This window comes from Teredinibacter haidensis, assembly GCF_014211975.1.
In the GTDB taxonomy this organism is placed as follows: domain Bacteria; phylum Pseudomonadota; class Gammaproteobacteria; order Pseudomonadales; family Cellvibrionaceae; genus Teredinibacter; species Teredinibacter haidensis.
The window spans coordinates 1,010,896-1,035,876 of record NZ_CP060084.1 but is presented as its reverse complement, the minus strand read 5'-3'; the positions used below and the strand labels follow the sequence as shown (position 1 = coordinate 1,035,876).

Below are 24,981 nucleotides of genomic sequence, written 5' to 3'. Positions count from 1 at the left end.
CATCAGTTCAAATACTTATAAATGGAAGAGCTTTCTTCATCAATTTTCCTCATCGATCCAAATAGGTCGAATCTATAATTGAACCCTACACCCATATAGACAGAGCTTTCCGTTGTATCTTCCTTAAAAACAACAATCTCCTTAAGATCTAAACTAATATTGACTGATCTATTAAAAAAATATTTCCTCCCAATGCCAACGCTCACCGTAAGTGCCGATTCTTGCTGCGGAGAATCATAGCTAAACTTTTTTTCGTATGTAGCCACACCCGCCCCAAAAGAAAAGTACCCCTCATGATTAAGAATTAATTTATTCCACAAAGAATCCTTCCCGTAAGTTGGCTTAACGATAAAGCTGGTTTCTATATGACTAACAAATTCGTCGAACGTTGATGGAGTAACGCCAAAATTTTCTTCGAGATCCCGCTTAATATCGCGCTCGTTATTCAACATATAGCTTGCTCGGATAACCTCCCAAGCGTAGTGCTCGTCAAAATGATGGATATAATTTATCGTTACTGGAAACGCTTCGTAAAAGTTGTCATCAGGCAAATACCCAAGAGACAGTCCTACCTCGTTCTTTTTGTCGAAAATCCTTTCTTGAATAATCGTTACCTCTGGAACATCCGACCTATCGTTTTCATCGCATAAGGCCCACGGAGAGCCGCTAAGCACGACGATTGAAAAAACAGCAGTTCGTATAAAACGCATTTACCGGCTCCTTAGAATTCGACCGAGTCAAAAATAAATGGGAAAGAAACAAATACAGACGTGCCTGTAGGCTGCGGAAACTGCCAACTTTTGATAGCACTCTTTATACAGGAATGAATTTCATTGGCGCGCAAGGAAGATGACTTAATGTTAACTGCACCCACACGACCGGAAAGCAACACTTTCCATTCAAAAACAACCTTTCCGGCCAAACCCGGAGTACTTAGCAATGTCTTTTCATAGCAATAGACAACTTCATCCATATGGGCGTCGATGACACGCTTAACTTCGTTCCGACTTAAACCACCGCTTATATTCACCTTACGTGTCAACGTTGCAGAAACTTTACCACGCACATCTCGACTACCCGTAACGCCTGTTTCAAGCGCTGCAATACTGCCGTCGCCCTCTGCACCTCCGCTACGTAGCACCTTGGTAGAGCCACTCGTATTGATTAGCCCCCCAGTCGCAACTTCAATACGCGCTCCTTTTACCTTGGCCGCAAGGCCTCCAACTTTTAGTACTGCGGACTCGCTATCCAACGTTGAAACTGCGTCAATGCTACTTATAGTGGCAAGCGCCTGGATTTTACCTGGCTGCCTTCCTTTCTTGGTACCTAGAGCCGCCAATAATCCAGAGCTTTTTACATCGCGTTTTTTGATATTTCCTCCATTCTTACTACCGCCACCTGCATTTTTTGGTTTGGGGGAATGACTTTCTGGTTTTTTTGTAACTTTTACATTTTTTCCCTTAGCTGGTTTTGGCTTTTCAACTTTATCTTGCTTCACGTTTTTTAAATCAGCAGGGGGCTTGGCTTTCGGCTTCGGTGTCGGCGACACTTTATTAAAATCTTGTAAGCTGACCTGCGTAAATCTCGGCTCTTCTTTGAGCTCTATTTCTTTGTTAGTTAGCGAATACACTAGACTTACAATAATTATTACAAACACATGGAATAATGCAGAATATTGTAGAAAATGCTTAAAGCGCTTTCCTGAGGGCGGACTTTCATCGGGAATGTTACAGGAAATACTTGTAGGAACGATCCGCATACGATATTCATCGTTCCCGGCTTTCAAAAATACTACCTTATTCGTTGGAAGCGTATATCGTATCTGTTTTTTTGAATTACTCGATGGTAGCGACTTGGCATCTGCTCCTCCACTATTTTTACTATCGTAATCACCGACAGAACCACGAAAGTGGCGTTGGGAATAAAATATCTGGCAACGGTTATCTCTACCATTACGAGCGATTTTTAGCTCTTTGCCGCCAACACACGCCGAATAACTGCTACCTAATGCTATATGTTGTAGATCTTTTATCTCCCCCCGATGAATTCGAGCAACTTCGATCATAGCCGGAGCATTGCCGTCCTTGCGACCTTTGTAGGGGCTCGAGTCTAATATTTTGGTAAGGGAGAAAAGACGCTCGCTATCGACTTCATCATCCTCGTCATCGACATCCTCAGCATCAACGAGCCTATCGACAAAAGGGAAAGAAGGTAAGCTAGCAGCCTTTTCTGATCTAGGCTGCGCCGCGACTACGAAGTCTTTACAAACTGGCGTGACTGCATGCGGTGACTCGATTGAGGCTTCAAGGATTCCCGCAGCAGTTGAATTTTTTGATGATATATCCTTGATATTTAATGTGGTTTTTCCCTTCTTTTCTGCTTCATATTTCGATACCATCTTTTCCGTCGAGCTCACAAAACAACCGGACATTTCTTTATCTTTATTACGAGTCTCCCCTTTAACAGAATCTCTATGACTTTTTTTGTCGCCACCGACCGCTACAACCCCTTCAGAATCTAGATTTCCTGGAGATTTCAACGCCTCTTTTTTTATACCGGATAAACCCGTTTTCTCAGCGGACCTTAGTTCTGTTTTCCTCGTTTTACGCAACACCTCTTTTTTCTTATTTTCACTTAAATCTTCACTCCTAGAAAAGACATCTTTCTGATTACGCCTAAGGTTGTCATTTTTTTTTAATTCAGCCATCAGCTCCTTTCGCAAATCATCTTTAATTTGTCTGACGACCTCATCTTTAAACTGCTCATCCAAAGTTCTTCGCAGCTCTCCAGGGAATTCACTTACATCTACAAACGTTTTATCAAGAGACGCATCATCTTTTTTTGTCGCTCCAGATAATAGAGATGACAACTTGCCAAATCTTTTCTTCAATTTAACTTGCTTTTTCTCTACATTTTCATGTATGCGATTGATTAGTTTATCTTTTATTGTTGACTCAAGATATTTCGAATCTATGTCGTTTCGATCAGATCCTGAAATCTTATTACTACGACGACCTTTTTCCTTATTATCAGGCTGTAGTTTTTCATTAAGACGGTGAATAATACGATGCTGCTTTTTTACCTGCGCAACCAGCTCGCGAATTATTTGGTCCTTATCCTTCACCTCTGACCCACTCAGCACAGTGTCGCTATCAATATCGACGCTACATAGCATCGAATCTGTAATTACAGGAATATCTGACGCGGTATTATCTCTTGCAGGCATTACATCAATCCTATTCGATCGGTCATTTGTCTGATTTACGATCGGGTTCTACTTCGGGTTTTATTTCTGATTCTACTATCTCAACTTCACCACCGTAAAAATCCTTGACGATTTCATAACGATAACTTTCCCGAGTTTTCAATAGACTTTTTATCGCGCTCTTTCTTCGATTGGTTAAATAAACCGCGCCCGACGTTATAGACTGGCCCTTGATATAGGCATTGCCAAAATCTATGCGGCTCTCTTGACTCTTGTCTTCTTCCTGTGCAACGACGCCTCCTACCGGAATAAGCAGCATCATCACAAATAGGCATAATAGCCTTTCACGCTTTCCTACAGACATTGATTCACCCTTTACTAAAGGTATTGGATCGTCCAGACACTGCACCGTGTCGGTCACTCGTGTAAAATAATCATCGATCCTGATACTTTCTAAACAAAAAGCTCTAGCACCATAGATAATTGGGGCGGTTACAACCCTACATTTATCCCATTCATTACATTAGTCATTAAATTATGTATAAAAAACCTATCATTCTGAACGGTTAACCCAACAATCCCTTTCCCTACAAATAGACCCAATAGTTTTCTTCACGCAGAACTTCCAACCACTGTTTTACAAACAGTTCATTACGCAGCGCTAGCGTTCTCCCGTAACGGCAAACTGCATATTCGGATATCCTGCCATCCCAATTGTTTTCATTACTGTGTTAATAACTCTAAACGGAACCGATTTATCACAAAAAAACAAGACTTGAGACTTTTGTGCGCTCTTCGCTACCGCATTCACGGCAAGCTCTTCACCGATTTCTTCTACTACCATCTCTTTCTGTAGCTTAAGCCTGTCATTGCGTATTTTTTCCAGCACCCTGTAAATATTGTTATTGCGTGGATGCTCGGGATCATATCCAGATATTTTTTCTTCCACTATACTGGCAACAACTTCATCGTCTATTTTCAACTCCCCAACGGACAGAAATACTTTTATGGTGTTATCGTAGTCTCGCTGGGTATTTGATACAGGCAGATTAATATCAGAGGTCAACTCAACCTCATCCGGCCTTTCTGCATACGAAAACAATAGAAAAAATACGATGATTGTAAACATATCCATCATCGCAGTAATCTGCAGTTTCGGCGGAACAAACTCATCCCTATTTCGTAATGTGTTACCTAAGGACATTTAGTACACCTCAATTTTTTTCGCAAACTTCCTTTTAACCGGAAGAGACCTCTCCAGAAACAACAACTATCGGAAATAGCGACTGGTCACCGAGCGTTCTCGCCACATCCATAACATTGACTATATCCTCATAAACAACATCGTCGCCGGGAGAAAGAATAATCGTATTACTTTTCGGGTACTTCGCTTTTATATTTTGTAGAGCTGATGAAAGACGTATCACCATCTTATCGTCACGCTCTTTCTTCCATTCAATTTTCTTATCCAGCTCACTGAGTTGTATTTCTGTAAGCTCATCCGATGTCACTGAAATTCGAATTTCCTTATAGTTCAACTTAATAACAGCCGTTACCACAATATCACTTTCTTTAGTTTTATCCTGACTAACACTGGATTCGGAGCGTACCGGAACTGAAGCATCAATCGCTTTCAAGTTTAAAAAACTAGACGACATAAGTAGAAACGGGATCAGCACCAAAAACATATTCATAATAGGCACCATATTGATTTCTACATCTGGGTCAGTTCGTTTTCGTCTTGAACCTAGCGCAGACATAACTACGCGCTCTTCCGCTTCATATTAGACAGAATATTAAATAAGCCCAGAGCCTTTTCATCGAGTTTATCGATAATATAGTCACAGCGATTATTCAGGAGATAGAACCCAACTAGACACGGTATAGAAACAATCAAACCAAACGCCGTTGTGAACATTGCTACGGAAATACCGGAAGCAAGAATTTGCTGTTTGTCTGCTGCTGCTGCCTCACTAACGCCAGAGAAAGCCGTAATAAGCCCCACAATGGTACCCAACAAACCGAGAAGCGTCGCTATATTGGCAAACATACTAAGATAATTTATTCGCGCCTTAATCATAGGGATTTCTTTAAGGATGCTCTCCTGTAGTGCCTGCTCGATTTCCTTATCACGTTTTCCAGCCTTGAGTAATCCCGTTTTTAATGTTCTACCAAGAGGATGCTTTGAAAACCTATTAACCTCTTCAAAAGCCTGTTGATAGTTATCGCTGTCCAAACGAACTTGGACACGTTTAAACGCCTTATCTATATTCAAGCCAAGACGAAGATATAAATGGAACGCTCGCTCACAAAATAGTGCTAGGGCTCCAACCGATGTAAAAAGAATGACATACATAAAAATTCCGCCATTAGTGAAGGCCGAAAACATTGTCTACCCCTTAAATGTAAAAATTGGTAAAAATCCAATCTTGTCTTCACACAAGATTAGTTTCGTAGAAAGAAACGATTTTGCAGAGATTAAAATAATGAAAGAACGTAATCTGTGATCAGATGTAAAAGTGTGAAGCGAGTAAGTCTAGCGCTTGACTGTAATCAAAAACGAAGTGCAACGCGGTAACTCAAGCTATTATTTAGCTTGTAAACAAAGTTTTTGTAGGTGGATTAAAGCACTTCAATTATTAAACACCCATCTAAAACGATCCGATCGAATCTACTTTATATGACTATATTTTCCCCGATCGTATTTGGACATACCACCGTGTAAAAAAATCGATATTTTTTTACACTGGAAAACATGTCGACACCACCACTGCGTACAAATTTATGGACCAGTACTTTCTATAATTCTGCAGTGCACTTATTGCTTGCGTCCAGCACCACCTAAAGATTCAGATATCGTCGACACATACAAATCTGCGCGCATCATTATCAATAATGCTGTTATCCATCTATTTAAAAGTTAGGAATAATGCGAAAGAAAGGTTTTCGTAAAGGTTTCTCGACAACCTTCAAATTTGTCATCGACATCTCCTGTCAGCCTCAATACTGCCACGGGTGTAGACTTTTGAGCTGTTCCCGTCGACAATATCGGGCTACCAGCGCTAGGGCCCGCATGTACAAGCAGGTCACTCCCCTATCCCCTAGGGAGGAAGCCTCAGAAACACAGCATAGGTAGAAGCTTTGCTGAGAATAGTGACTTTTAACCGCTCCAAGACGCTAGCTACACAAAACTATAAACCAACTAAATATTGATAAATGGCTATTTATATACCACCGAACACTAACCTGGTCGTTGTACTCGGCCCAACCGCTTCGGGCAAAACGGCACTCGGCGTGCGGCTAGCGCGGGAAAACAATGGCGAAATAATTTCGGCAGACTCACGGCAAGTGTATCGAGGTATGGATATCGGCAGTGGTAAGGACCTGGACGAATATGGTGATACCCCTTACCATTTGATTGATATTGTCGACCCGGGATACGAATTTAATGTCTTTGAGTTTCAACAAGCTTTTTGCGCGGCATTTAACGCCATACACCAGAACAACCGGCTGCCATTTCTCGTCGGTGGTACCGGGTTATACCTTGAATCAATTATCGAGCAGTATCAGTTCACTCATGCACCTATAAATGAGGTGCTCAGAAAAACGCTGGCCGACAAAACCCACGAGCAACTTGTTCAGTATTTGATCGAACTGAATCCAACGCCTCATAACACAACAGATCTAATTGAGCGCGCGCGCGTAGTGCGTGCAATAGAAATCGCAGATGCTGAAAGGAACGCGCCCTCCCCCACCAAAGCTCTTCCGAAGATAAATCCCATTATCTTCGGTATTAAATGGAGCCGAGAGGAATTAAGGCAGCGTATTACCCTCCGCCTCAAACAGCGACTTGAGCAAGGGTTAATCGAAGAAGTCGCGCAGCTTCACGAACAAGGCGTCAGCTGGGAAACCTTGCATTTTTATGGCCTGGAATACCGTTTTGTGGCTGCGTACTTAAAGGGAGAAATTAATCGCAACGACATGTACCAGAAGCTCAATTCCGCCATTCACACCTTTTGTAAACAACAGGAAAAATGGTTTAGACGAATGGAGCGAAAAGGCACAAAGATCGAATGGCTTGATGGCCATAACCTGCCCTGAAGCTGGACTCCCAGAGACGATGCAGCGGCTGCCTTTCTGGAGCTTCCATACCAAGCCGCATCTCAAGAAATGAAGTTTTTGAATGGCTCGACAAAGCGAAGGTTATTGAATCTCTCTCGATAAGAAGAGCCCAAATTAATTCCTCTAGTTTGTTGGTCATAAAATTCGTTCAAAAAAAGCCAGTGTCATAACTCACCGGCTTCATTTAAGGATCTATAAGTTTCGTTTATTTGAGTATATTGCCCAGATTGATCAGCTGAGTCTCACCACTGTTATCGTCCACACCGTCATTATCATTGATGATATACACATCTCCATTGGCCATAACGGCAGAACCCTCAATTTTCTCGTAGGTCAATGCGCCCGTCGCGGCCAAGTCACCCGCGCTGATTAAATCACGTACCAAGGCCTTGGTCACTGTTTCGCCAGCTGTGTGAGCAGTAAGATCAATACTGTAAAGCCGCTTGATAGCCGCATCCGGACCCGCTTTATTATCGCGCTCAACAATCAGAAATTTGCCGTTGCTCAAAGACGTGATATCCGAAAGACCTACCCAACCACCGTCTTGAGATTCCGCAGCATCCAGAGGATAGTAGACGAATTCCCAGCTTTCACCGGCGATGTCGTAGATACCGATACGGGGATTGGCCTCACCGCCCCAAGCTCGCTGCACAATGACATAGAGCTTGCCGTTGTACTCAGCAACACCTTCAAAGCCAAAGCGTACCTGCATGGCATTAACGGCGTCAGGCAGCGTAATAACCTTTTCAATTACGCCATTGGCATCAGTTTTAAAAACGAAGTTAAGAGATTTTATAGGGCGCTCGTCGGTGTCCGTGATAGTTCCCGCACCTTCGGAAGCCACCCAGAACCCACCATCAGACGCCTTAGCGATACCTTCCGGGTCGATATTTACCGTTGCATTGGCATTAATTAATGCTGCCAAATCTACAGCGTCAAAGCTCGCATCATCATCCGTAGCACCAGAGGTTGTAATAGCGGCGAACACATCCTTACTGTCTATCAGTTTCGTCTCGGCAGTCACAACCGCCGGTGTGGCGCTAACATCCAGAGTAAAGATACGATTAGAACCATAAAAGCTGTCTTCCACTGCGTAGAGAACCGAATCGTTCAACGGATCGGCAGACAGACCAGACATCGCGCTCCAGGGAATGGGAGTACCACTTATACGATTGACCGACTGAAGGGTTGGATAACTCGCAGGCAGAGTGTTGTATTGGTAAAGGTTGATTACCGAACGAATTTTATCGCCCCGATCATCAACTTCACTGGCAACCGCTAAGAGGTTACGTGAAGGAATGGCCAAGCCACCTTCTGGACCCGATCCAGCGGGTAAAACCTGTTTGAATACAGGCTTTTCTGGATTGGCTACATCGTAAACAAATACCAGGCTGGAACGCTCGGAATTGACAAATAGGTAACGGTCTTCACCAAACACACCCATTTCCACGTTTTCCGGCTCGTTACCTTTGTTACCGGAACGACCATCTGGATAATGACCAAATCTAGCCGCCATATGATCCAGCGATGCACCGGAGTTCCATACAACATCCCCAGCCGTATTGAAGATGGTAAAACCACGACTGCCGCCATCCATATCACCTTCATCAGCGGTAGCAAAGTATTCGTTGGTAATCCAGGCAACACCATCCGGCTCCCGAACAACGGCATCTTCCGATTCGGTTTGACTGATTATTGCCGAATCTTCCTCTTCGGTATCGATGTTTGCTAGGTTTACAGAACCCGCAGAGAAATCATTCAAAATACTGCCGTCAGATAAATCGACCAGAATGAGGTGATTATTTTCCTGAAGGGTTACAACGGCAATATTATCCGAGTTAATGTCTACGTATTCTGGTTCTGGGTCGCTAGGGAAAAGATCGGCGACACCGGTAAGATCAACGACTGACGTGGTCCAATTACTGGGATCGGTGGAAGATGTATTAACGATAATTAAAGTACCGGCAGGCAATTGTGGTGGATTGCCATCCCCCAAATCTTCGTCGCGCTCGTTCTCAATCACTACAGCCGCGTATTGTCCGTCCGGGCTGACCGCAATGGAATCTGGCTGACCACCTAAGTCAATGCTGGCAGCCAATGCTTTGGTAGTAATATTCACAACAGCCAGAGAGCCTGAAACCTCCACATAGTCTGCGGAGGTGTTAACGCCCACCAGGGCATAGCCCCCTTTTACCGCTACAGAAGTAGGCTCGCCAGAAAGCGCCAAAATTCCATCAGCCTTTGGGGCTGCAGGATCAGAAATATCGACAAAGCCCACACTTTCACCAGGACTATCGGAATAGATTAAGCTATTCCCATCCTCAGAAACCGCAATAATCTCGGCCGCCGTTTCGGTATCGGTATTACACGTCGGGTCAATTTGCGTACAAATGGGGAAGCTGGCAATACGATTAAAATTCTTTTCCGAATTCACCAAAGAAGGCGCACACGTATAACGCTCGTCTGTCACTTCGCTCGAGCTAAGAACGCCATCAGCATCAGCATCTAAACCACTCTCAATCTTAACTCCGCCTTTAAAGCACATCGCATTGCCCGCAGGCAGATCGACAAAGTTAACCAAGCTGTTTAACCCGCTCACGCCATTCGCACCATCGGACGCATTTACGCCATTGGTGCCATCAAGCCCTGCGATACCTTGAGGACCCTGCGTGCCAGACGCGCCATCTTTACCGTCATCCCCCGAACAGGCCGATAAGCCCAATGCGGCTGTAACTGCCAGTATTTTCAGTAATTGTGTTTTTCCCATAACCCGGTCGCCCTTTCTAAATTGTATGAAGCGCGTATATCTACGAGAACTAGATGACAAAAGGATGACAAAGGTGAAATCGATCCCGCTTTTCTATTGATCCACAATAACCGTAACAACTCCGAAATAAAACCGACACAATACTGACGCTCAACTGCAATAAACCCAGTAATAACAATACCGGTTCATCCTTCAGCCAAGACTTACCCCCTAGCCAACACAAGGATTTGTACTACATTAAAGAGATAGATTTCAATCATCTAATAACACGCTAGAGAGGTAAGATGGAGCAGCAAGCGGTTACTACCGACACTCATAACGCTGGTTCGTACCTAACGTTCAAGGCTGGCGATATGCATTTCGCTCTCTCCGTGCACCATGTGCGTTACATCGCTGCGTTGTCCTCTCTCAGTACTCGTACAGTCCCAGGCCATAATGGCGCGGCAAACTCGGTTTTTGACTTTGACGGTAAAGCCATAGGTCTCTACCCGCTGAATAAGATTGTTGGCGCAGAGGAAAAGACCAACGAGAGTGTTGAACTGATTAAACTACTGGAGACAAGACGGCAGGACCACATCGACTGGATAAATGCATTGGAGCACAGTATTCGCACTGGCGCTCATTTCGACAAGGCTAGAGACTCCCATCAATGTGCCTTCGGCATTTGGTACGACCAGTACAAACCAGAAGACAGCGAAATGGAATCCATTTTGTCCCTTTTTGACAAACCCCATAAGCTCATACATTCCATTGCAGACCGACTACTCTCCATGGCTCACGATGATCATCGAATCGAGGACGCCATTGAGATCCTGAACAAAACCCGGGATACCACCCTGCACCATCTGCTGGAACTGTTTGACCAAGCCACCGCACGTCTTAAAGATTTGACCAAACCGGTTGTTCTGGTGCTGGAGGATGGTGGTAAAATCTTCGCCCTGGAGCTTGAGCAGATCAGTGATATTAAAGAGTTTTCAGCAGCATCCTGGCTGCCTGACCAAAGCCAGCAACAAGGAGACTTCGGCGGTTACGACGGTTTTTTCCAAACACAAAACGCCGAATTATTCCTAAATATTGTGCCCCACAAACTACTGAAAGAAACGGTTGAAGATTTCGGTTAACCGTATAAAACGCTAGACCGTCGGCAACACCGCCGGATAGGGGTACGAAACATACTATTACCCCATACGGATCAACAAAACCAGTGCAACTCAATCTCTACGTCAACACCATCAGTAATCACCTTAAAGAACGCTTTGGCGAGCGTGTTCGCAAGCTCACGGTAGATGGCAGCTTTTCTTGTCCAAACCGCGATGGCTCTATCGGCCGGGGCGGCTGTACTTTCTGCAATATGGATTCCTTCGTTAAGCCAGAGCAACACTTGCTACCGGTGGCAGACCAGCTAGCATTACGCAAGCAGGAACTCAAACACAGTAACATCAAATACCTTGCCTATTTTCAAGCCTATAGCAGTACCTATGGTGAAATTCAGCACCTAAAAAAGATGTACCAACAGGCTTTGCAGGAGCCCGATATTGTAGGGATTTGTGTCGGCACACGGCCCGACTGTCTCAGCGATGAAGTATTAGCACTACTGGCGGACTACCAAGAGCAAGGGAAAGAAGTGTGGTTGGAACTGGGATTACAAACAGCTCACGACCACACCTTAAGACGCATTAATCGCGGCCATGACTTCACCTGCTACCAGCAAGCCGTTGCCAAAGCGAAAAGCTATAACATCAATATTTGTTGCCATCTTATATTGGGCTTACCAGGAGAAGGGACGGCTGAATACCGGAAAACGTTAGCACAAGTATTGGAAACCGGCGTACAGGGCTTAAAACTACACCCATTACATATTGTTGAAGGCAGCGCTATGGCGCGCACCTGGCGAGCTGGGCGTTTACGGATAATGGCTGAAGAAGAGTATACTCAAGCTGCGGTCGACATTATTCAGCACACGCCAAAAGATATTATTTACCACCGCGTTACCGCCAAAGGACGCCCCCCCGTTTTACTGGCGCCCGATTGGTGTGGCGATCGCTGGTCGTCGATGGTGGCCATATCGAAAAAACTGGCAGGCACAGGCAGTCAGGGTTCAAAGTGTTGAGGCAGGCTAAAAATATAGGGGTGACGGGCACATCCCTGTGCCCGATAATTTAACCCGCAGACCAAGTGCGAATTTGTTTTATCTCTTCCTCATCAATTTGCAGTGATTCTAAAAATTCCTGATGCGCGTCAGGCTCCATTTGTTCAAACTTCTTATGCCAGTTACGCATCTCCTCATCACCCAAACCTGCGGCGGTCATAATTTCCACCCAACGTTCTTTAGTAATCATTTTGTCCTCCAGAATTTCATGTGCGTTAAGTAACTGCACAATTGCCTGCTGCTGCATTCGCAAATTGGCTATCTCGGTCTCGAGGGCCATAAATTGCTCACGCAAGGCGTACTCTTGTGCGGCTTCACTGTTTCGATTCACCATCTCGGACAATTTCTGCACTGGCAGCCCAAGTGAACGATACGATAAGATCGCTTTAAGCTTTTCCATCTCGCTCTCTCCATACCAGCGGTAACCATTATCCGAGCGGCAGGCAGGCTGTAGCAGCCCCGCCTTCTCGTAGTAGAGAATGGTCGAGCGAGAGATACCGTATCGATTCGCCACCTGAGTAACGGTTAGCATATTGCCCTCCACTGTTGATCGAGCGCGCAGTTTGAACCCTTAAGCAATAGACGGGTCAACCCTTTATTGGAAAGAATTCCATTGTCATGGTTTCGCTTCAGGAATGTTTTTTCTTCTAACGCCCAATAGGGCTTAACGCTCGCAAAGCAGGCCACTATTCTTTAGGACACCACGAAGTATGGGAAAAGGATCGACCCAATAATCCATATCTACGCAACGAAAACGCTACCTGTAGGTTGCGATACAAAAACCTCCTATAATCCTCTTTCAAAACACAACAGGGAGATGGCGCATTCTACGCCTCATTGTTTATGCGACTTTTTAGAAACCTCAGCTTGTACCTTACCGCCCTTGTGGTCGCCACGTGGGCCTTAATATGGATGCTCAGCCCAACCATCACCCGATGGGCCGCTGCCGATTTTTTGGCCGAACACAACTTGCAGTTGGATGAAGAAAGCCGTGTAAGAATTAATATTTTTCTCTTAAAGATAACGGTTACTGAGCTAAAGATGTTCACTAGCGATAAAACCGTACTGAAAATCCCCAAGGCGGTTGCCGATCTGGCCTTCTGGCCTCTGTTAAAAAAACACATTAAAGTCGAGCAATTAACACTAAGCGGGTTGGACACGCAGCTCACCAAAGTCGGTAGTTTACTGTCGGTAGCCGGATTCTCGATAGCCAGCTCCAAAGATGTAGAAAAAGCGCCCGCCCCATCTATTACCGAGAAACCGACTGCCTTCGCGATAACCATTCCCAAGCTAAGCATTGCGGAATCTCACATCCTTATTAACTACGAGAATGCCAACAACAATCTATACCTAAACAGCATCACACTTTCCAATATTCACCTTACGAGCGACGCCTTAAATGCCGAAACTAGCATTCGACTTGGCATCAACGATTCACAACTCAATGCGAACCTATCCCTAAGCAGGGCTGGAGAGAAGATATCGGTTGTGGGAGATATGACTCTCAATAAGTTTAACTTGCGCGATACCCATATTTTTTTACCCGATCCACAAAATTATTCCGGCTTTGCATCGCTTCAACTGAAATTCAAGGGAACCCTTAACGGCAACCAGTTATCCGCCGAACTGCAAGACAGCACGTTAACCCTGGAGAATATTCGCTACGCGGACGATGCCATTGCAGCATCGGGAGGAAATGTTCACCTATCGTTAAGCAGAGCGAGCGCAGAACTGAAAGGCGCCGTTCTTGAATCTGTATCCACCGAGCTGGACCTTGACCTCAAAAACATCTCCGCAACCAACCCAAAAAACCAGGATACGCTTGTGCAACTGGCCTCACTTAGCTTTCACAAAATACAGGCCAGTCAACAGAACCAGAATAACGATGTTAAAATTTTATCTATCATGGCCAGCGATATACTCACTTCCCTGCCTGTCGCTAAGGAACAGAAAAAACAGCCCGAACCACTACTAACGCTGGCCAAGCTACATATTAATAAACTCACCGCCAACGATAAGCACGCACAGATTGCCGAGCTTCTCATTCAATCGCCCAAACTACAGCTGCATATCGACCCCGAGGGCAATATCGAAAACCTGCTCACCTCTACAAACGAAACAACCGAACAAAAACCCGCAGAAAAATCGACGCCTTCAGAGCAGGACAATACAGAAGATACGAAAGCAGTAGAACCTAAATATACCGTCGCTATTGACAAAATCAAACTGGAATCCGAGGGCAATATCCATATCATCGACCGAAGTATTGTGCCCTCCTTCAACAAATTCATCACATTACAACAAGCTGAAATCACCAACCTCAATAGCGCTGATACCAGCGAAACTCTGAACTTTACCCTTTCCGGCAAAGACAGCGAGTTCCTAAGCTTCAATGTTCACGGTAAAGCCAGACCCTTTGGCGAAGGGGTTAATCTTTCTATGCAAACCAAGATCAACGAATTCGCTTTGCCTGAGGCAACGGGCTACACCTCCAAATTACTCGGCTTCGGAGTAAAACGCGGCCAACTCAATAGCAACATTAAAGTGGACGTTGTCGACTCGAATATTAAGGGCGAAACCGTCATCTATATTAATGCTGTCAAATTTTCCTCCAGCGATACGGTTAGCGCTACCAGTATTCTGGATCAATCATCAGTCCCACTTAATGTTGCCCTTGGCCTACTAAAAGATAAAAATGGCAATATCAAACTGAAGATCCCCCTATCCGGCAATGTCAACGATCCCGATTTCGGGGTACAGCATATAATTGGCCTGATTGTAAAAAAAGCAGTCATGATGCAGGCTAAAAATTATTTAATGGCAACCTTTGTTCCCTACGCAAAGGTCGTTTCAGTAGCGATGGTTGCAGGCAGCCATACACTAAAAGTGCGCTTGGAAGATTTGCCCTACGAAATAGGAGCAGTTGAAATTAACGAAAGCCAGAAAGAATATTTACAACAGTTTGTCGCGCTGATGCAAGACGACAAGAAGCTGACGGTTCATGTATGCCCAAGAGCCATTCCGGCGGAATATACACCGACAACAGAAATAAACGCAACGCCAGAAGATACACAGCAAAAACTGATTGACCTAGCAAAAACACGTGGCAGCAACTTTAAACGTGCCGCGGTAGAACAAGGAGTGGAATCTAACCGACTGTTGCTTTGCGCTCCGACAGTCGATAAAAGAAAAACGGCCTTTCCGGCTATAGAACTTAAAGTTCAGTAGTGGCCAACCCGCGATAACTCGGCACGGTTAGAGTGCCGAGAGCACAGATAATATGTGTTGTTTTCTATTCTATTCTTTTTTATCTTCGTCTTCATCCAGATCATCTGCATCAAGATCATCGATTAACGTTGAAATGGCTTCATCTAACTCGTCTTCAGCTAAATCCAGGCCCTGAGCTTTAAGCATTTCGGCCACCATATCGTCGTCTTCCTCGCCACCCTCTGGTTGGGTCTCCGCCATTGATTCCAGATCATCAATGGGCATTTCCATGTCAGGCTCAGACTCCATCTTTGGCTCTAAATCCTGTTCGCCTTCAGCCTCAGTCATCTCTGGCTCGAGGGCGGGATCCAGATCCTCTTCTTCGTTTTGCCCCAACTCATCCATTATCGGATCCAAATCCTCCATGGGCGGCTCTTCTTCCATCTCGGGTTCTGATTCCCCATCATCTGCACCTTCCTCCGACAGGTCTTCGCTTATGGCTTCGTCCGAAAACTGATCCAGTATATCTACATTTTTGCCCATTATTTTTTTGTAGAGAAGAAAAGCTAAACCAAACAACAATACATTGCCAACACCAAGCGTGGCGTAGAGCATCCACATCGGCATACCCTGTTCGAGAGCAGCCTCTTCCTCTGTGACAGGCTGCTCTTCTGTTACAGCTTCCGCTGTAACCTTCGCCTCGGCGGTAGGTTCGGACTCGGCGGACTCATCGAAAAAGGGTTCTTTATCTTCAACAAAACCGTCTTCCAGCGAATAGTTAAACTTGATGTCTTCCAGTGTAATATCGAAGGGGTTACCCTCAACGTCATAGCCTTTGGCTTTAATTCTAGCGCTGTATTCGCCCTCGACATCGGGTAGCAGCGTCGCTTTCCACGTGTCCACATCGGTTGATATAAGCGGGCGTATTTTTTTGCGGCCTTCGGGCGATATAATTGTAGCCGCTACCTGCGTACGCGGGATATCAATATTCTGGTTATAGGAGTTGGCAACGAGTACGTATTCGAGCTTGCCGTCTGTGAAAACCTGTTTAACTTCCGCTCCAAACGTTTGACGTACCGTAAACTGGTGACTGAACTGACGAACAAAAGTTTTACCATCCACAACCACACTCAATTGATAGATCCCGTCTTTATCGAAGGTCGGTAGTTGTTGACTATAGTGGCCACCAGCTGGTGGAGAACCCTCACTGAGGGTCTTTGTCCAGAATTGCTTAATATCGAATTCGTCGTTGCCAGCCTCCATAGCAGCATCAATATCCATCAGAGATAGGAATTCCGGCCGGGCAATGTTTTTGCCATCTTCCTGTAGAAACAAACTCAACTCTTCTTTCTGCCCTTTAAACACGTTCGAGGGCAGAGGCTTTACCCGTAAATTTAAATTACTGACCACGGTAATTCGGCTTTCGGGATCCATATCCGCTTTAACACCCCACTCACCTTCCAATGGCCGCTTAACGGTAATTAAATCGTAATTGTCTGCACGATGCCATTTCACATCATTATCTTTAAAGCTGGCAGAGTAGAGGTTCTGATCCGGCCCGACCAGTTCGGTAAACTGTTCTGGGTTTTTACGGAAAATCAGCGCCGTAAACTCTTCTACGCTGGAGTCGATAACAAACTGGTTATCGGTTAGGGGAACCTGCTCGGACGGTACCGCTGCATCGAAGGTTTTGAGAAATATCCTCATCAGGTCATCGGCCGTATGAGCCACTTCAGCCAAACCGTCGGTACTGAGAGATAATTTATTCATCAGGTTTTTATCGGCATTGTCCGATAAAGCGATGGTATGAATGGTGATTCCGGCCTCTTTCAGTTTAGGCAGAACTTCATCCACAATTCGTCGCCACTCTCGCTTGTTTACGTCTGGCGATTTATCGATATCTACCATACCATCCGTAAGTAGAATGATAGAGGTACGGTATTTTTTACTGGTGCTTAGCGCATCGTAGGAGGCTTTTTCCAGAGCTTCGCCAATATTCGTGTAGAGACCAACGGAGCTAATGTCGCCCGACTTCTTCTGTGCGGCATCTCTCCATTCGGTTGTGACCGGCTTATGAGGCACAAGCATGTTAATCCACTTACCGAAGGTCCAAACACCCGCACGGCTGCCTTCAGGCAGCAGTTGCACCAGAAGCTCGATAGCCGGCTGACGTAAGTTATTCGGGTCGTTACGCTTCATGCTGCCAGATACATCGATGACCAGACGAACGTCTGGCGGTAATTTCCCACCAGTTTCAGCTAAACCGACATTCTCCTGAGCAGAGACAAAACCAGCACATAGCAAACAGAGAACACCAAACAGGGTGCGCAAAAAAATCGTCATAACGAGACTCGCGGTGATAACAGGCGAATTCAACCTAAGCTTTAGTTATTTATAGCAGTAAACTATCAAAAATGCCGGTTTAAGCCCCGGTATTTGTCCATTCTCAACTAGTTTCCACTAGCTTCTGGCTTTAGACGGAGACGTATCACCCAACGGGAGACAAAGAAAACGGAGGAAAGGGTAACCGCTACAGCCATGGCGCTGAGCAGAGGTAAACCTGCGCGCCAAAAAGCAGAGCCACCTTCAAATAGTGCCTCAATAATGGCAATCAAAATAGCCGGAGACAGGTAACCCTGTTGGGTATTGGTATACCAGGGCACAACTATGGCCACAGCGACGACCAATCGAGCCAAGTGGCGTACTTCCGGCCATGGAACACGCCGGGTAATGTACCACCAACAGGCGATGAGCAAACCGGCCCCTAGAAGGTAATATATCCAGGCATAGAGATATTCGGTTTCAGTCATCATAGTGCTATTGTCTCTTTTCGATTAATACTCAATAGTGCGGTGGGCGCTCATCGTGCGAACTGTCTGCAGGGCCTTGTGATTGCTCCAACTGGTACACCATATCATTCATTTTTTTATACAAAAGATGTAGCTGCTTTTGTAAGTCGCGCACTTCCCCATCGAGGGTTGTCACCTGTCGATTAAGTGTACTAATAGTATCTTCTTGAAAGGCGATACGCGCCTGTAAATCTTCAATTTCCTTCGTCATAGTCTCTTTTTATACCCAGTGGACAATATGCTCATCCAACCCATCCGGGTGAACGCACACTTCCGATAAGATTTTACCCCGCACAGAAATCCCCGCTTCGGCGACACTGTCTACATTCCCGCTAACTAAAGGGTGCCAGCTGGGCAAAGGGTTGCCCTGAGACAGCAGACGGTAGGCACAGGTTTCCGGTAGCCAGTCGAAAGTTTCTGGCTCTTTTACGGTTAATACTAAGCATTCTGGTTGCAGACGTTTCCGATCGGCATATTCGCGACAGCGGCAGCTGGATTCCTCCAGGTAACGGCAGGCGACACGCGTAAAATGTAGCTCACCAGTGTCTTCGTCTTCCAACTTGTGCAAACAGCATTTTCCACAACCATCACACAACCGCTCCCATTCGCTCTGATCCATCTCAGCAAGGGATTTTTCCTCCCAATACAGGGACACTAGCCGCGTCCCATTTTTGCATTGGGTATTTTTTGCATATAATTATCACCAAGGATAATTGATGGCGGCAACTGGAGGTAGAAATCCTGCTTTTCAATACTTTCGATCACGGATTCTACATCGGCTCGCGCGAGTTTTTTCTCCTTAGTCAGCAACAGCGACATTGCCAATTCAGCCTGCCCGAATTGTTTTTGGAGAGCTTCCGGTAGCTGCTTCAGCGAGTACCCTTTACGAACATAAAGGTACATTCCCTCTTTCTTTTTTGATCGATAAATATCGGTTAACAACATCATTCTTCAATTTCACCGCAAATGGTTTGCGCCAGTGGTTCACTTAATAAGTCATAACGCCACCCGGAAATATGGGACTTAAGCGCTTCCAATATGTTTTCCAGATTATCGGATTCCTGCTGAAAAAACCGGCGGGTAATGGCTTCGTAATCACGCTTTTTCATCAACAATTCCGGAGCGACATTCTGCTCCTCCGCAATCACTCCGACACAGGCGCGCATTTTCTTTGCCCACTTATTTTCACTACTCGTTAAAGGCTTTTCGATTAGAGCGGGATATGATTCAACATCCTGCTCCAAGGCTGCCTGCACCACCGTAATTAAATTTTCACCATCCGTACGAATCATGCGATCCGTTAAGCCTTCAAATGCCCGCAACTGCGAGATATGGCTAGGCGCTGCGGAGGCTATATCCATTAGCGAATGTTCTTTTATCACGCGGTTGCGAGGTACATCCCGATTTTTAGCGCAGCCCTCTCGCCATTGCGCCAACGCCTTCAGTATGGTGAGATTTTTACGGCTGAGACGCCAAGCCTGCTTAATACGTAGATAACTGTTGGCATCACCCTGATTATTGCCAAATGCCGTGAGCACTTGTTCGCAATCATCCGTAGCCCAAAACAACCGATCCAAATTTTTCAGCTTTAGAATTAGCACCTGAGCGAGCTGAAACAAATCTTCAACATCAATTGCCGCATAATCAATTTGCGCGGTACTCAAGGGGCGCTGTAACCAGTCGGAACGCGTTTCAGATTTCGGTAAATCCTTATCTAATACGGCCTTAACCAAATTACCATAACCGACAGAAAAACCATAGCCACACAGCGCTGCGGCAATCTGGGTATCAAATAATTTAACGGGAATTACGCCCAACAGATGTTGGAAAACGTCTAAATCCTCTGAGCAGGAATGCAATATTTTTACAATATTGATATCGGTCAGCATTTCCCCAAAAGCAGAGCAATCCTGAATAACGGTTGGGTCAATTAAGTAGTTGGCTTCACCATCATTCACCTGCAACAGCGCTGCAATGGGATAATACGTCTGACTACGCATAAACTCTGTATCTACAGCCAGTATTTTACAGGCACGCCAACGGGTACATAAATCGTCCAGCGTTTTTTTATCTTCGACCCAATGAATGGGTTGGTTACAAAGCATTTTTATCATTTGTATTTATATTTCTCTTCGGCTGTTTAATGCGTGGGCAAGTGTACTGCCATCAATATATTCCAGCTCACCACCGATGGGGACACCATGTGCAATACGGGACACTTTAATACCGTGTACCTTTGCCCGCTCGGCTATATAGTGTGACGTAGCTTCACCTTCGATGGTTGGATTGGTGGCAATGATCAATTCTTCAATTTCTTCATTTTGAAAACGCTGGCCTAATACGTCCATTCCAATTTCTTTAGGACCTATACCGTCAATAGGCGATAGTTTTCCAAGCAACACAAAATACACACCGGAAAAAATACGCGCTTGCTCCAACGCCAGAACATCCGCTGGTGTTTCAACCACACACAACTGTTTGTGGTTCCGCTTGCTATTACTACAAATATTACAAAGCGTTTGCTCCGTTAAGGTTCGACACTGCTGACAGCGTTGCACAGCCTCAATAGCGACCGCTAAGGCTTTTGCCAACTGATCGGCTCCCGCACGATTGTGTTCAAGCAGATTTAGCGCCATACGTTGAGCGGATTTTGGGCCTACACCAGGAAGTACGCGTAATGCAGAGATTAATTGGTCTATTAAAGGGGAGAACATGTGTTTCGTTAGTTATCTCAATGACAGCGTAAAATAAATATTGCCCCGAACCACAAAAATCATCAACTGAGACAACCTTAGCTTGATACCAGGGAAGAGCTTACGTTAAAACGGCATTTTAAACCCGGGTGGCATTTGCATTCCGCCGGTTAAATCACCCATACATTTTTTGTTTTCTTCTTCTATTCGGCGCACGGCATCGTTAACCGCAGCGGCCAGCAAGTCTTCCAACATTTCTTTATCTTCTTGCATTAAGCTGGAATCGATATTCACGTTTTTAATATCGTGACGACCGGTCATGGTAACTTTTACCAAACCAGCCCCGGCCTGCCCTTCCACTTCCGTATTGGCAATATCGTCTTGCATCTGCTGCATTTTTGCCTGCATTTCCTGAGCTTGTTTCATTAAATCGCCCAAGCCTTTCATAGTCACCTCAATCGTAATGAACCGTTTGTGAATCTAACACTGCACCAAACTCCTGTTCCAGAGTTTGCACCACCGGATCCCCCGCTAGTGTTTGCAATGCCTGTTGATGCTGCTCTGCTTTTTCCCGCTCAAAACATTGAGCGGGAGTTTCTGTGCCTTCAGGCAATGTCTGTAAGTGTATATCGACTTTTACCGGCTGCTGGAAATAGTCACTGAGTATACCGGCCAAACGCTGGCTGTGGGAGCTATCGAACAGGCTGCCTTTGTTTTCATCCAGGCCAAAATATAACTGCGCACCTTCTCGTCCCAACAATACACAATTTGCCGCAGTGCTTTGCAGTATGCCTTTGATATTTAATTGCCGAAACAATTCCACCCAATTGACTGGCAATAATTGCTCCAAAGTCAGGCTACCAGAAACAACCGGACTTTCCGGCGTTTTTGGCTCCAGAACAGAAGCCACCCTTTTCTCTGCAATCCCCTCTTTGCCGGTAATGGCCTTCACCTGCGCTTTCAGTTGCGCATTGATATCGGCTTTATTTGTGTTTTTGTCTACAGTATCAAGAATATTGGCCAGCGCAGCCGCTGTCGATGCCTCCGGCGTTTCCTTCAAGATGGTTTCTACTGGATCTAGGGGTTCTAGCTCAGAAACTACTGTCGCGGGGAATTCAGACACTGAAACCGCTGTAGCAACGAATTCCACTGCTTGTTCAGTGGTTGGCGCGATTTCAGGCTGGGGCTTTTTTACGCTGGCAGAATCCTCCTCGACCGCAGGTAGGCTATCTACTGCAGACGGCACTACCAATGGCTTTCCAGGTATGTCGACAACGCCCTGTGGTTTGAAGGCCAGCATTCGCAGTAGCGTCATTTCAAAGCCGCTGCGAGGGTCGGATGCCAAATGTAAATCTCGCCGACCAATAAGCGCTGTCTGATAGAACAGCTGTACATCTTCTGCTGGCATTCGGGAGGCGAATTCCAATATCTGCTTGCGATCACCAAAGCTGTTGTCCAACGCTTCCGGTAACGCCTGAGCAATCGCAATTCGATGTAGCAGTGTTAATAGATCGGCCAGAGCCGCATTAAAATCCGGGGCGTGCTCGGCAAACTTGGCCACGGATTCCAGCAGCTGCTTGCCATCCGAGGTCATCAATCCGGTCATTAAGTTCTGAATAAGTTGGTGGTCAATGGTTCCCAACATCAGCGCCACATCGGACTCACCAATTTGACCGCTACCATAGGCGATGGCCTGATCGGTGAGGCTGAGTGCATCGCGCATACTGCCATCGGCTCCACGAGCCAGCAACCATAACGCGGCTTCGTCAAATGGCACGGCTTCGTTTGCCAGGACATGCTGCAAGTGGCCCACAATACGCTCAGGGCTCATATTTTTAAGATTGAACTGTAAACAGCGGGAGAGCACCGTAACTGGTAACTTTTGTGGGTCGGTAGTCGCCAGTAAGAATTTCACATGCTCCGGAGGCTCCTCCAGAGTTTTCAGCAGTGCATTGAAGCTGTGGTTGGAGAGCATGTGTACCTCATCGATGAGGTAGATCTTATAACGACCCCGGGTGGGCGCGTACTGAACATTGTCGAGCAGCTCGCGGGTATCCTCAACCTTGGTGCGCGAAGCGGCATCCACTTCAATCAGGTCAATAAAGCGACCTTCACTGATTTCAACACAAGAACTACATTCGCCACAGGGTGTGGATGTTACGCCTGCTTCACAGTTCAAACACTTGGCGAGGATACGGGCGATGGTGGTTTTACCCACACCACGGGTACCGGTGAACAAATAGGCATGGTGCAGTCGGTTGTGATCCAGCGCGTTGATCAGCGCCTTCAGCACGTGCTCCTGCCCCACCATTTCACGAAAGTTTGCGGGCCGCCACTTGCGGGCGAGAACCTGATAGCTCATTAGGGATGAGTCTCTTAATGATAAAAAAGAGCCATTATACCTGCGGATTCGGTTTATGTCTGAGCGGGGAGAGTTTTGTTGAGTAACAAGGGACTGGAGGGGACTCAACCCAGCCACACCCCGGCACACAATTATACTGCTACCGTTGCTCCCTTCCGGGCCTGGCGGAGTTTACAGCGAATTGTTGCGAGGGGACCAGATTGAGCCACCATTACATATTGGGCCGCTAGAACACAACCCAAGGGATGCGCATTATCCGGTTTTGGCCGGACAATGCAACACCGAAGGAAAGATTTATTTACTGATTACGCGTAACGAGATCACATGCTCAACCTGCTGAATGGCGTCAATAACGGCGTCACTTGGGCGAGATTCAAAATCGAGAATCGTATAGGCCACGTCGTTACGACTTTTGTTGACCATATCGATCACATTTACGTCGTTCTTGGCAAAAATGGACAATACATTACCCAGTACACCCGACACATTTTCGTTGGTAAAGGTAATACGACAACCAGAGGCGATCAACCCCATATTGGTTTCCGGGAAGTTTACGGAATTTTTGATGTTGCCATTTTCGAGATAATCACGCATCTGGTCCACGGCCATAACGGCGCAGTTTTCTTCCGCTTCTGCCGTACTGGCACCAATATGCGGAACTGCAATGACTTTTTCGTGACCGATCAAACAAGGCTCCGGAAAGTCACAAACATACTGACGCAACTTACCAGCGTTCAGTGCAGCAACTATATCTTCCGCAACCACAATAGCATCGCGAGCGAAATTCATAATGGCAGCCGTAGGCTTCATTAAAGCCAGCGCTTCAGCATTGATCATGCCTTTTGTTGGCTCAATAGCAGGCACATGCAAAGACAGGTAATCCAGTTCACTCAGCAGGGCCTGCAGGCTTTCTTTACGGCCAACTTCGCTTGGCAGTTTCCATGCGGCGTCAACAGACAGGGCCGGGTCATAACCAATAACTTTCATGCCCAGTGCAAGTGCAGCTTCCGCGACGCTAGAACCAATGGCACCAAGACCGACAATACCTAGAGTCTTCCCGGACAGCTCGCTGCCGGCAAAACGCTTTTTCTCGGCTTCCAGCAATTTGGACATTTCGCCGGCGTCGGTCATATCACCCAACGAAGATACGAAGTCCCTACCTTGCAAAATGCCACGAGAACTAAGCAGCATACCTGCCAAAACCAGCTCTTTTACCGCGTTAGCGTTAGCGCCAGGCGTGTTAAAAACAACAATCCCTTTTTTGGTGTAGGCCTCAACGGGCACGTTATTGACACCAGCACCGGCACGGGCGACAGCCAACACCGATTCTGCCAGTGTTTCGTTATGCAGCTTTTGGCTGCGCAACAGAACGGCATCGGCATCCGCAAGGTCTTCGCCCACACGGTATTGTGACTCAGGAAAACGGCTTAAGCCCTTGTCCGAGATTTTGTTGTATGTACGAACTTGATACATGCTATTTGCACCTTAGTTTGAAATGAAAAATCGGAATAAAAATGTGAATAGGGTCACACGTACTTGTCAGTATACTTAACATTAAGGCACGCCCTAATTTGTAAGCCCTTGTTTTAACTGGACTTAATTTGTGGCCCCATTATTGCTAAACAAT

At 45.9% G+C, this 24,981-nt stretch carries 22 protein-coding genes and 1 other RNA gene; 4 read left to right on the top strand and 19 right to left on the bottom strand.

Annotated features, from left to right (window positions below; all coding sequences use genetic code 11):
- Nucleotides 1-2: 2 nt before the first annotated feature.
- The 6 genes from H5715_RS04215 to H5715_RS04190 form a co-directional block, all read right to left on the bottom strand.
- The gene (locus H5715_RS04215; RefSeq protein WP_075188061.1) at nt 3-710 is read right to left on the bottom strand and encodes an outer membrane beta-barrel domain-containing protein; all 708 of its coding nucleotides are present in this window, start codon (nt 708-710) and stop codon (nt 3-5) included.
- Between the two features lie 11 nt (nt 711-721).
- Nucleotides 722-3,226, bottom strand: a complete 2,505-nt coding sequence (locus H5715_RS04210; RefSeq protein WP_075188062.1) for an AgmX/PglI C-terminal domain-containing protein — start codon at nt 3,224-3,226, stop codon at nt 722-724.
- Between the two features lie 22 nt (nt 3,227-3,248).
- Complete coding sequence (locus tag H5715_RS04205; protein WP_139309941.1) at nt 3,249-3,569, bottom strand: hypothetical protein; 321 nt, start codon at nt 3,567-3,569, stop codon at nt 3,249-3,251.
- A 297-nt stretch (nt 3,570-3,866) separates the two neighbouring features.
- Nucleotides 3,867-4,409 (bottom strand): ExbD/TolR family protein, encoded by a 543-nt coding sequence (locus H5715_RS04200; RefSeq protein ID WP_075188064.1) that lies wholly within the window; start codon nt 4,407-4,409, stop codon nt 3,867-3,869.
- Nucleotides 4,410-4,443: 34 nt separating this feature from the next.
- Complete coding sequence (locus H5715_RS04195; RefSeq protein ID WP_075188065.1) at nt 4,444-4,965, bottom strand: ExbD/TolR family protein; 522 nt, start codon at nt 4,963-4,965, stop codon at nt 4,444-4,446.
- Nucleotides 4,966-4,967: 2 nt separating this feature from the next.
- Nucleotides 4,968-5,594, bottom strand: coding sequence for a MotA/TolQ/ExbB proton channel family protein (locus tag H5715_RS04190; protein ID WP_075188066.1), 627 nt, complete (start codon nt 5,592-5,594; stop codon nt 4,968-4,970).
- A gap of 827 nt (nt 5,595-6,421) precedes the next feature.
- Between H5715_RS04190 and miaA the strand changes: the two genes are divergently transcribed.
- Nucleotides 6,422-7,306, top strand: a complete 885-nt coding sequence (gene miaA, locus H5715_RS04185; RefSeq protein ID WP_075188067.1) for a tRNA (adenosine(37)-N6)-dimethylallyltransferase MiaA — start codon at nt 6,422-6,424, stop codon at nt 7,304-7,306.
- A 226-nt stretch (nt 7,307-7,532) separates the two neighbouring features.
- On the opposite strand, the gene H5715_RS04180 is transcribed toward miaA, so the two are convergent.
- Nucleotides 7,533-10,094, bottom strand: coding sequence for an esterase-like activity of phytase family protein (locus H5715_RS04180; protein WP_075188068.1), 2,562 nt, complete (start codon nt 10,092-10,094; stop codon nt 7,533-7,535).
- Nucleotides 10,095-10,378: 284 nt separating this feature from the next.
- Between H5715_RS04180 and H5715_RS04175 the strand changes: the two genes are divergently transcribed.
- Together H5715_RS04175 and mnmL are read left to right on the top strand one after the other, a co-directional pair.
- Complete coding sequence (locus H5715_RS04175) at nt 10,379-11,215, top strand: CZB domain-containing protein (RefSeq protein ID WP_075188069.1); 837 nt, start codon at nt 10,379-10,381, stop codon at nt 11,213-11,215.
- Between the two features lie 83 nt (nt 11,216-11,298).
- Nucleotides 11,299-12,204: a tRNA modification radical SAM protein MnmL/YtqA gene (gene mnmL, locus H5715_RS04170; protein ID WP_075188070.1), complete on the top strand. Its 906-nt coding sequence runs from the start codon at nt 11,299-11,301 to the stop codon at nt 12,202-12,204.
- A gap of 49 nt (nt 12,205-12,253) precedes the next feature.
- On the opposite strand, the gene H5715_RS04165 is transcribed toward mnmL, so the two are convergent.
- Entirely contained in the window at nt 12,254-12,775 is a 522-nt protein-coding gene (locus H5715_RS04165) for a MerR family transcriptional regulator (protein WP_075188071.1), read from the bottom strand.
- A gap of 311 nt (nt 12,776-13,086) precedes the next feature.
- Between H5715_RS04165 and H5715_RS04160 the strand changes: the two genes are divergently transcribed.
- A complete protein-coding gene (locus tag H5715_RS04160; protein WP_075188072.1) occupies nt 13,087-15,471 on the top strand; it encodes a DUF748 domain-containing protein in 2,385 nt (794 codons plus the stop codon).
- Nucleotides 15,472-15,540: 69 nt separating this feature from the next.
- On the opposite strand, the gene H5715_RS04155 is transcribed toward H5715_RS04160, so the two are convergent.
- From H5715_RS04155 to H5715_RS04105, 11 genes are all read right to left on the bottom strand, one after another.
- Nucleotides 15,541-17,793, bottom strand: coding sequence for a VWA domain-containing protein (locus H5715_RS04155; RefSeq protein ID WP_075188073.1), 2,253 nt, complete (start codon nt 17,791-17,793; stop codon nt 15,541-15,543).
- A 107-nt stretch (nt 17,794-17,900) separates the two neighbouring features.
- Complete coding sequence (locus H5715_RS04150; RefSeq protein WP_075188074.1) at nt 17,901-18,263, bottom strand: hypothetical protein; 363 nt, start codon at nt 18,261-18,263, stop codon at nt 17,901-17,903.
- Between the two features lie 28 nt (nt 18,264-18,291).
- Nucleotides 18,292-18,510, bottom strand: coding sequence for a SlyX family protein (locus H5715_RS04145; RefSeq protein ID WP_075188075.1), 219 nt, complete (start codon nt 18,508-18,510; stop codon nt 18,292-18,294).
- A gap of 9 nt (nt 18,511-18,519) precedes the next feature.
- Nucleotides 18,520-18,954 carry a YcgN family cysteine cluster protein gene (locus tag H5715_RS04140; RefSeq protein ID WP_075188076.1) on the bottom strand — a complete coding sequence of 145 codons (435 nt, stop codon included), beginning with the start codon at nt 18,952-18,954 and terminating at the stop codon, nt 18,520-18,522.
- Nucleotides 18,954-19,247 carry a YcgL domain-containing protein gene (locus H5715_RS04135; protein WP_075188077.1) on the bottom strand — a complete coding sequence of 98 codons (294 nt, stop codon included), beginning with the start codon at nt 19,245-19,247 and terminating at the stop codon, nt 18,954-18,956. The genes H5715_RS04140 and H5715_RS04135 overlap by 1 nt, the downstream gene beginning before the upstream one ends.
- Nucleotides 19,244-20,404, bottom strand: a complete 1,161-nt coding sequence (gene rnd / locus H5715_RS04130) for a ribonuclease D (RefSeq protein ID WP_246434678.1) — start codon at nt 20,402-20,404, stop codon at nt 19,244-19,246. Before rnd ends, H5715_RS04135 begins: the two co-directional genes overlap by 4 nt.
- Nucleotides 20,405-20,419: 15 nt before the next feature.
- Nucleotides 20,420-21,013 carry a recombination mediator RecR gene (recR, locus tag H5715_RS04125; RefSeq protein WP_075188079.1) on the bottom strand — a complete coding sequence of 198 codons (594 nt, stop codon included), beginning with the start codon at nt 21,011-21,013 and terminating at the stop codon, nt 20,420-20,422.
- A gap of 105 nt (nt 21,014-21,118) precedes the next feature.
- The gene (locus H5715_RS04120) at nt 21,119-21,439 is read right to left on the bottom strand and encodes a YbaB/EbfC family nucleoid-associated protein (protein ID WP_075188080.1); all 321 of its coding nucleotides are present in this window, start codon (nt 21,437-21,439) and stop codon (nt 21,119-21,121) included.
- Between the two features lie 7 nt (nt 21,440-21,446).
- Nucleotides 21,447-23,354 carry a DNA polymerase III subunit gamma/tau gene (dnaX, locus tag H5715_RS04115; protein ID WP_075188081.1) on the bottom strand — a complete coding sequence of 636 codons (1,908 nt, stop codon included), beginning with the start codon at nt 23,352-23,354 and terminating at the stop codon, nt 21,447-21,449.
- Nucleotides 23,355-23,458: 104 nt separating this feature from the next.
- Nucleotides 23,459-23,555, bottom strand: an RNA gene (ffs, locus tag H5715_RS04110) — signal recognition particle sRNA small type.
- 93 nt (nt 23,556-23,648) lie between these two features.
- Nucleotides 23,649-24,827, bottom strand: a complete 1,179-nt coding sequence (locus H5715_RS04105) for a phosphoglycerate dehydrogenase (RefSeq protein ID WP_075188082.1) — start codon at nt 24,825-24,827, stop codon at nt 23,649-23,651.
- Nucleotides 24,828-24,981: the final 154 nt, after the last annotated feature.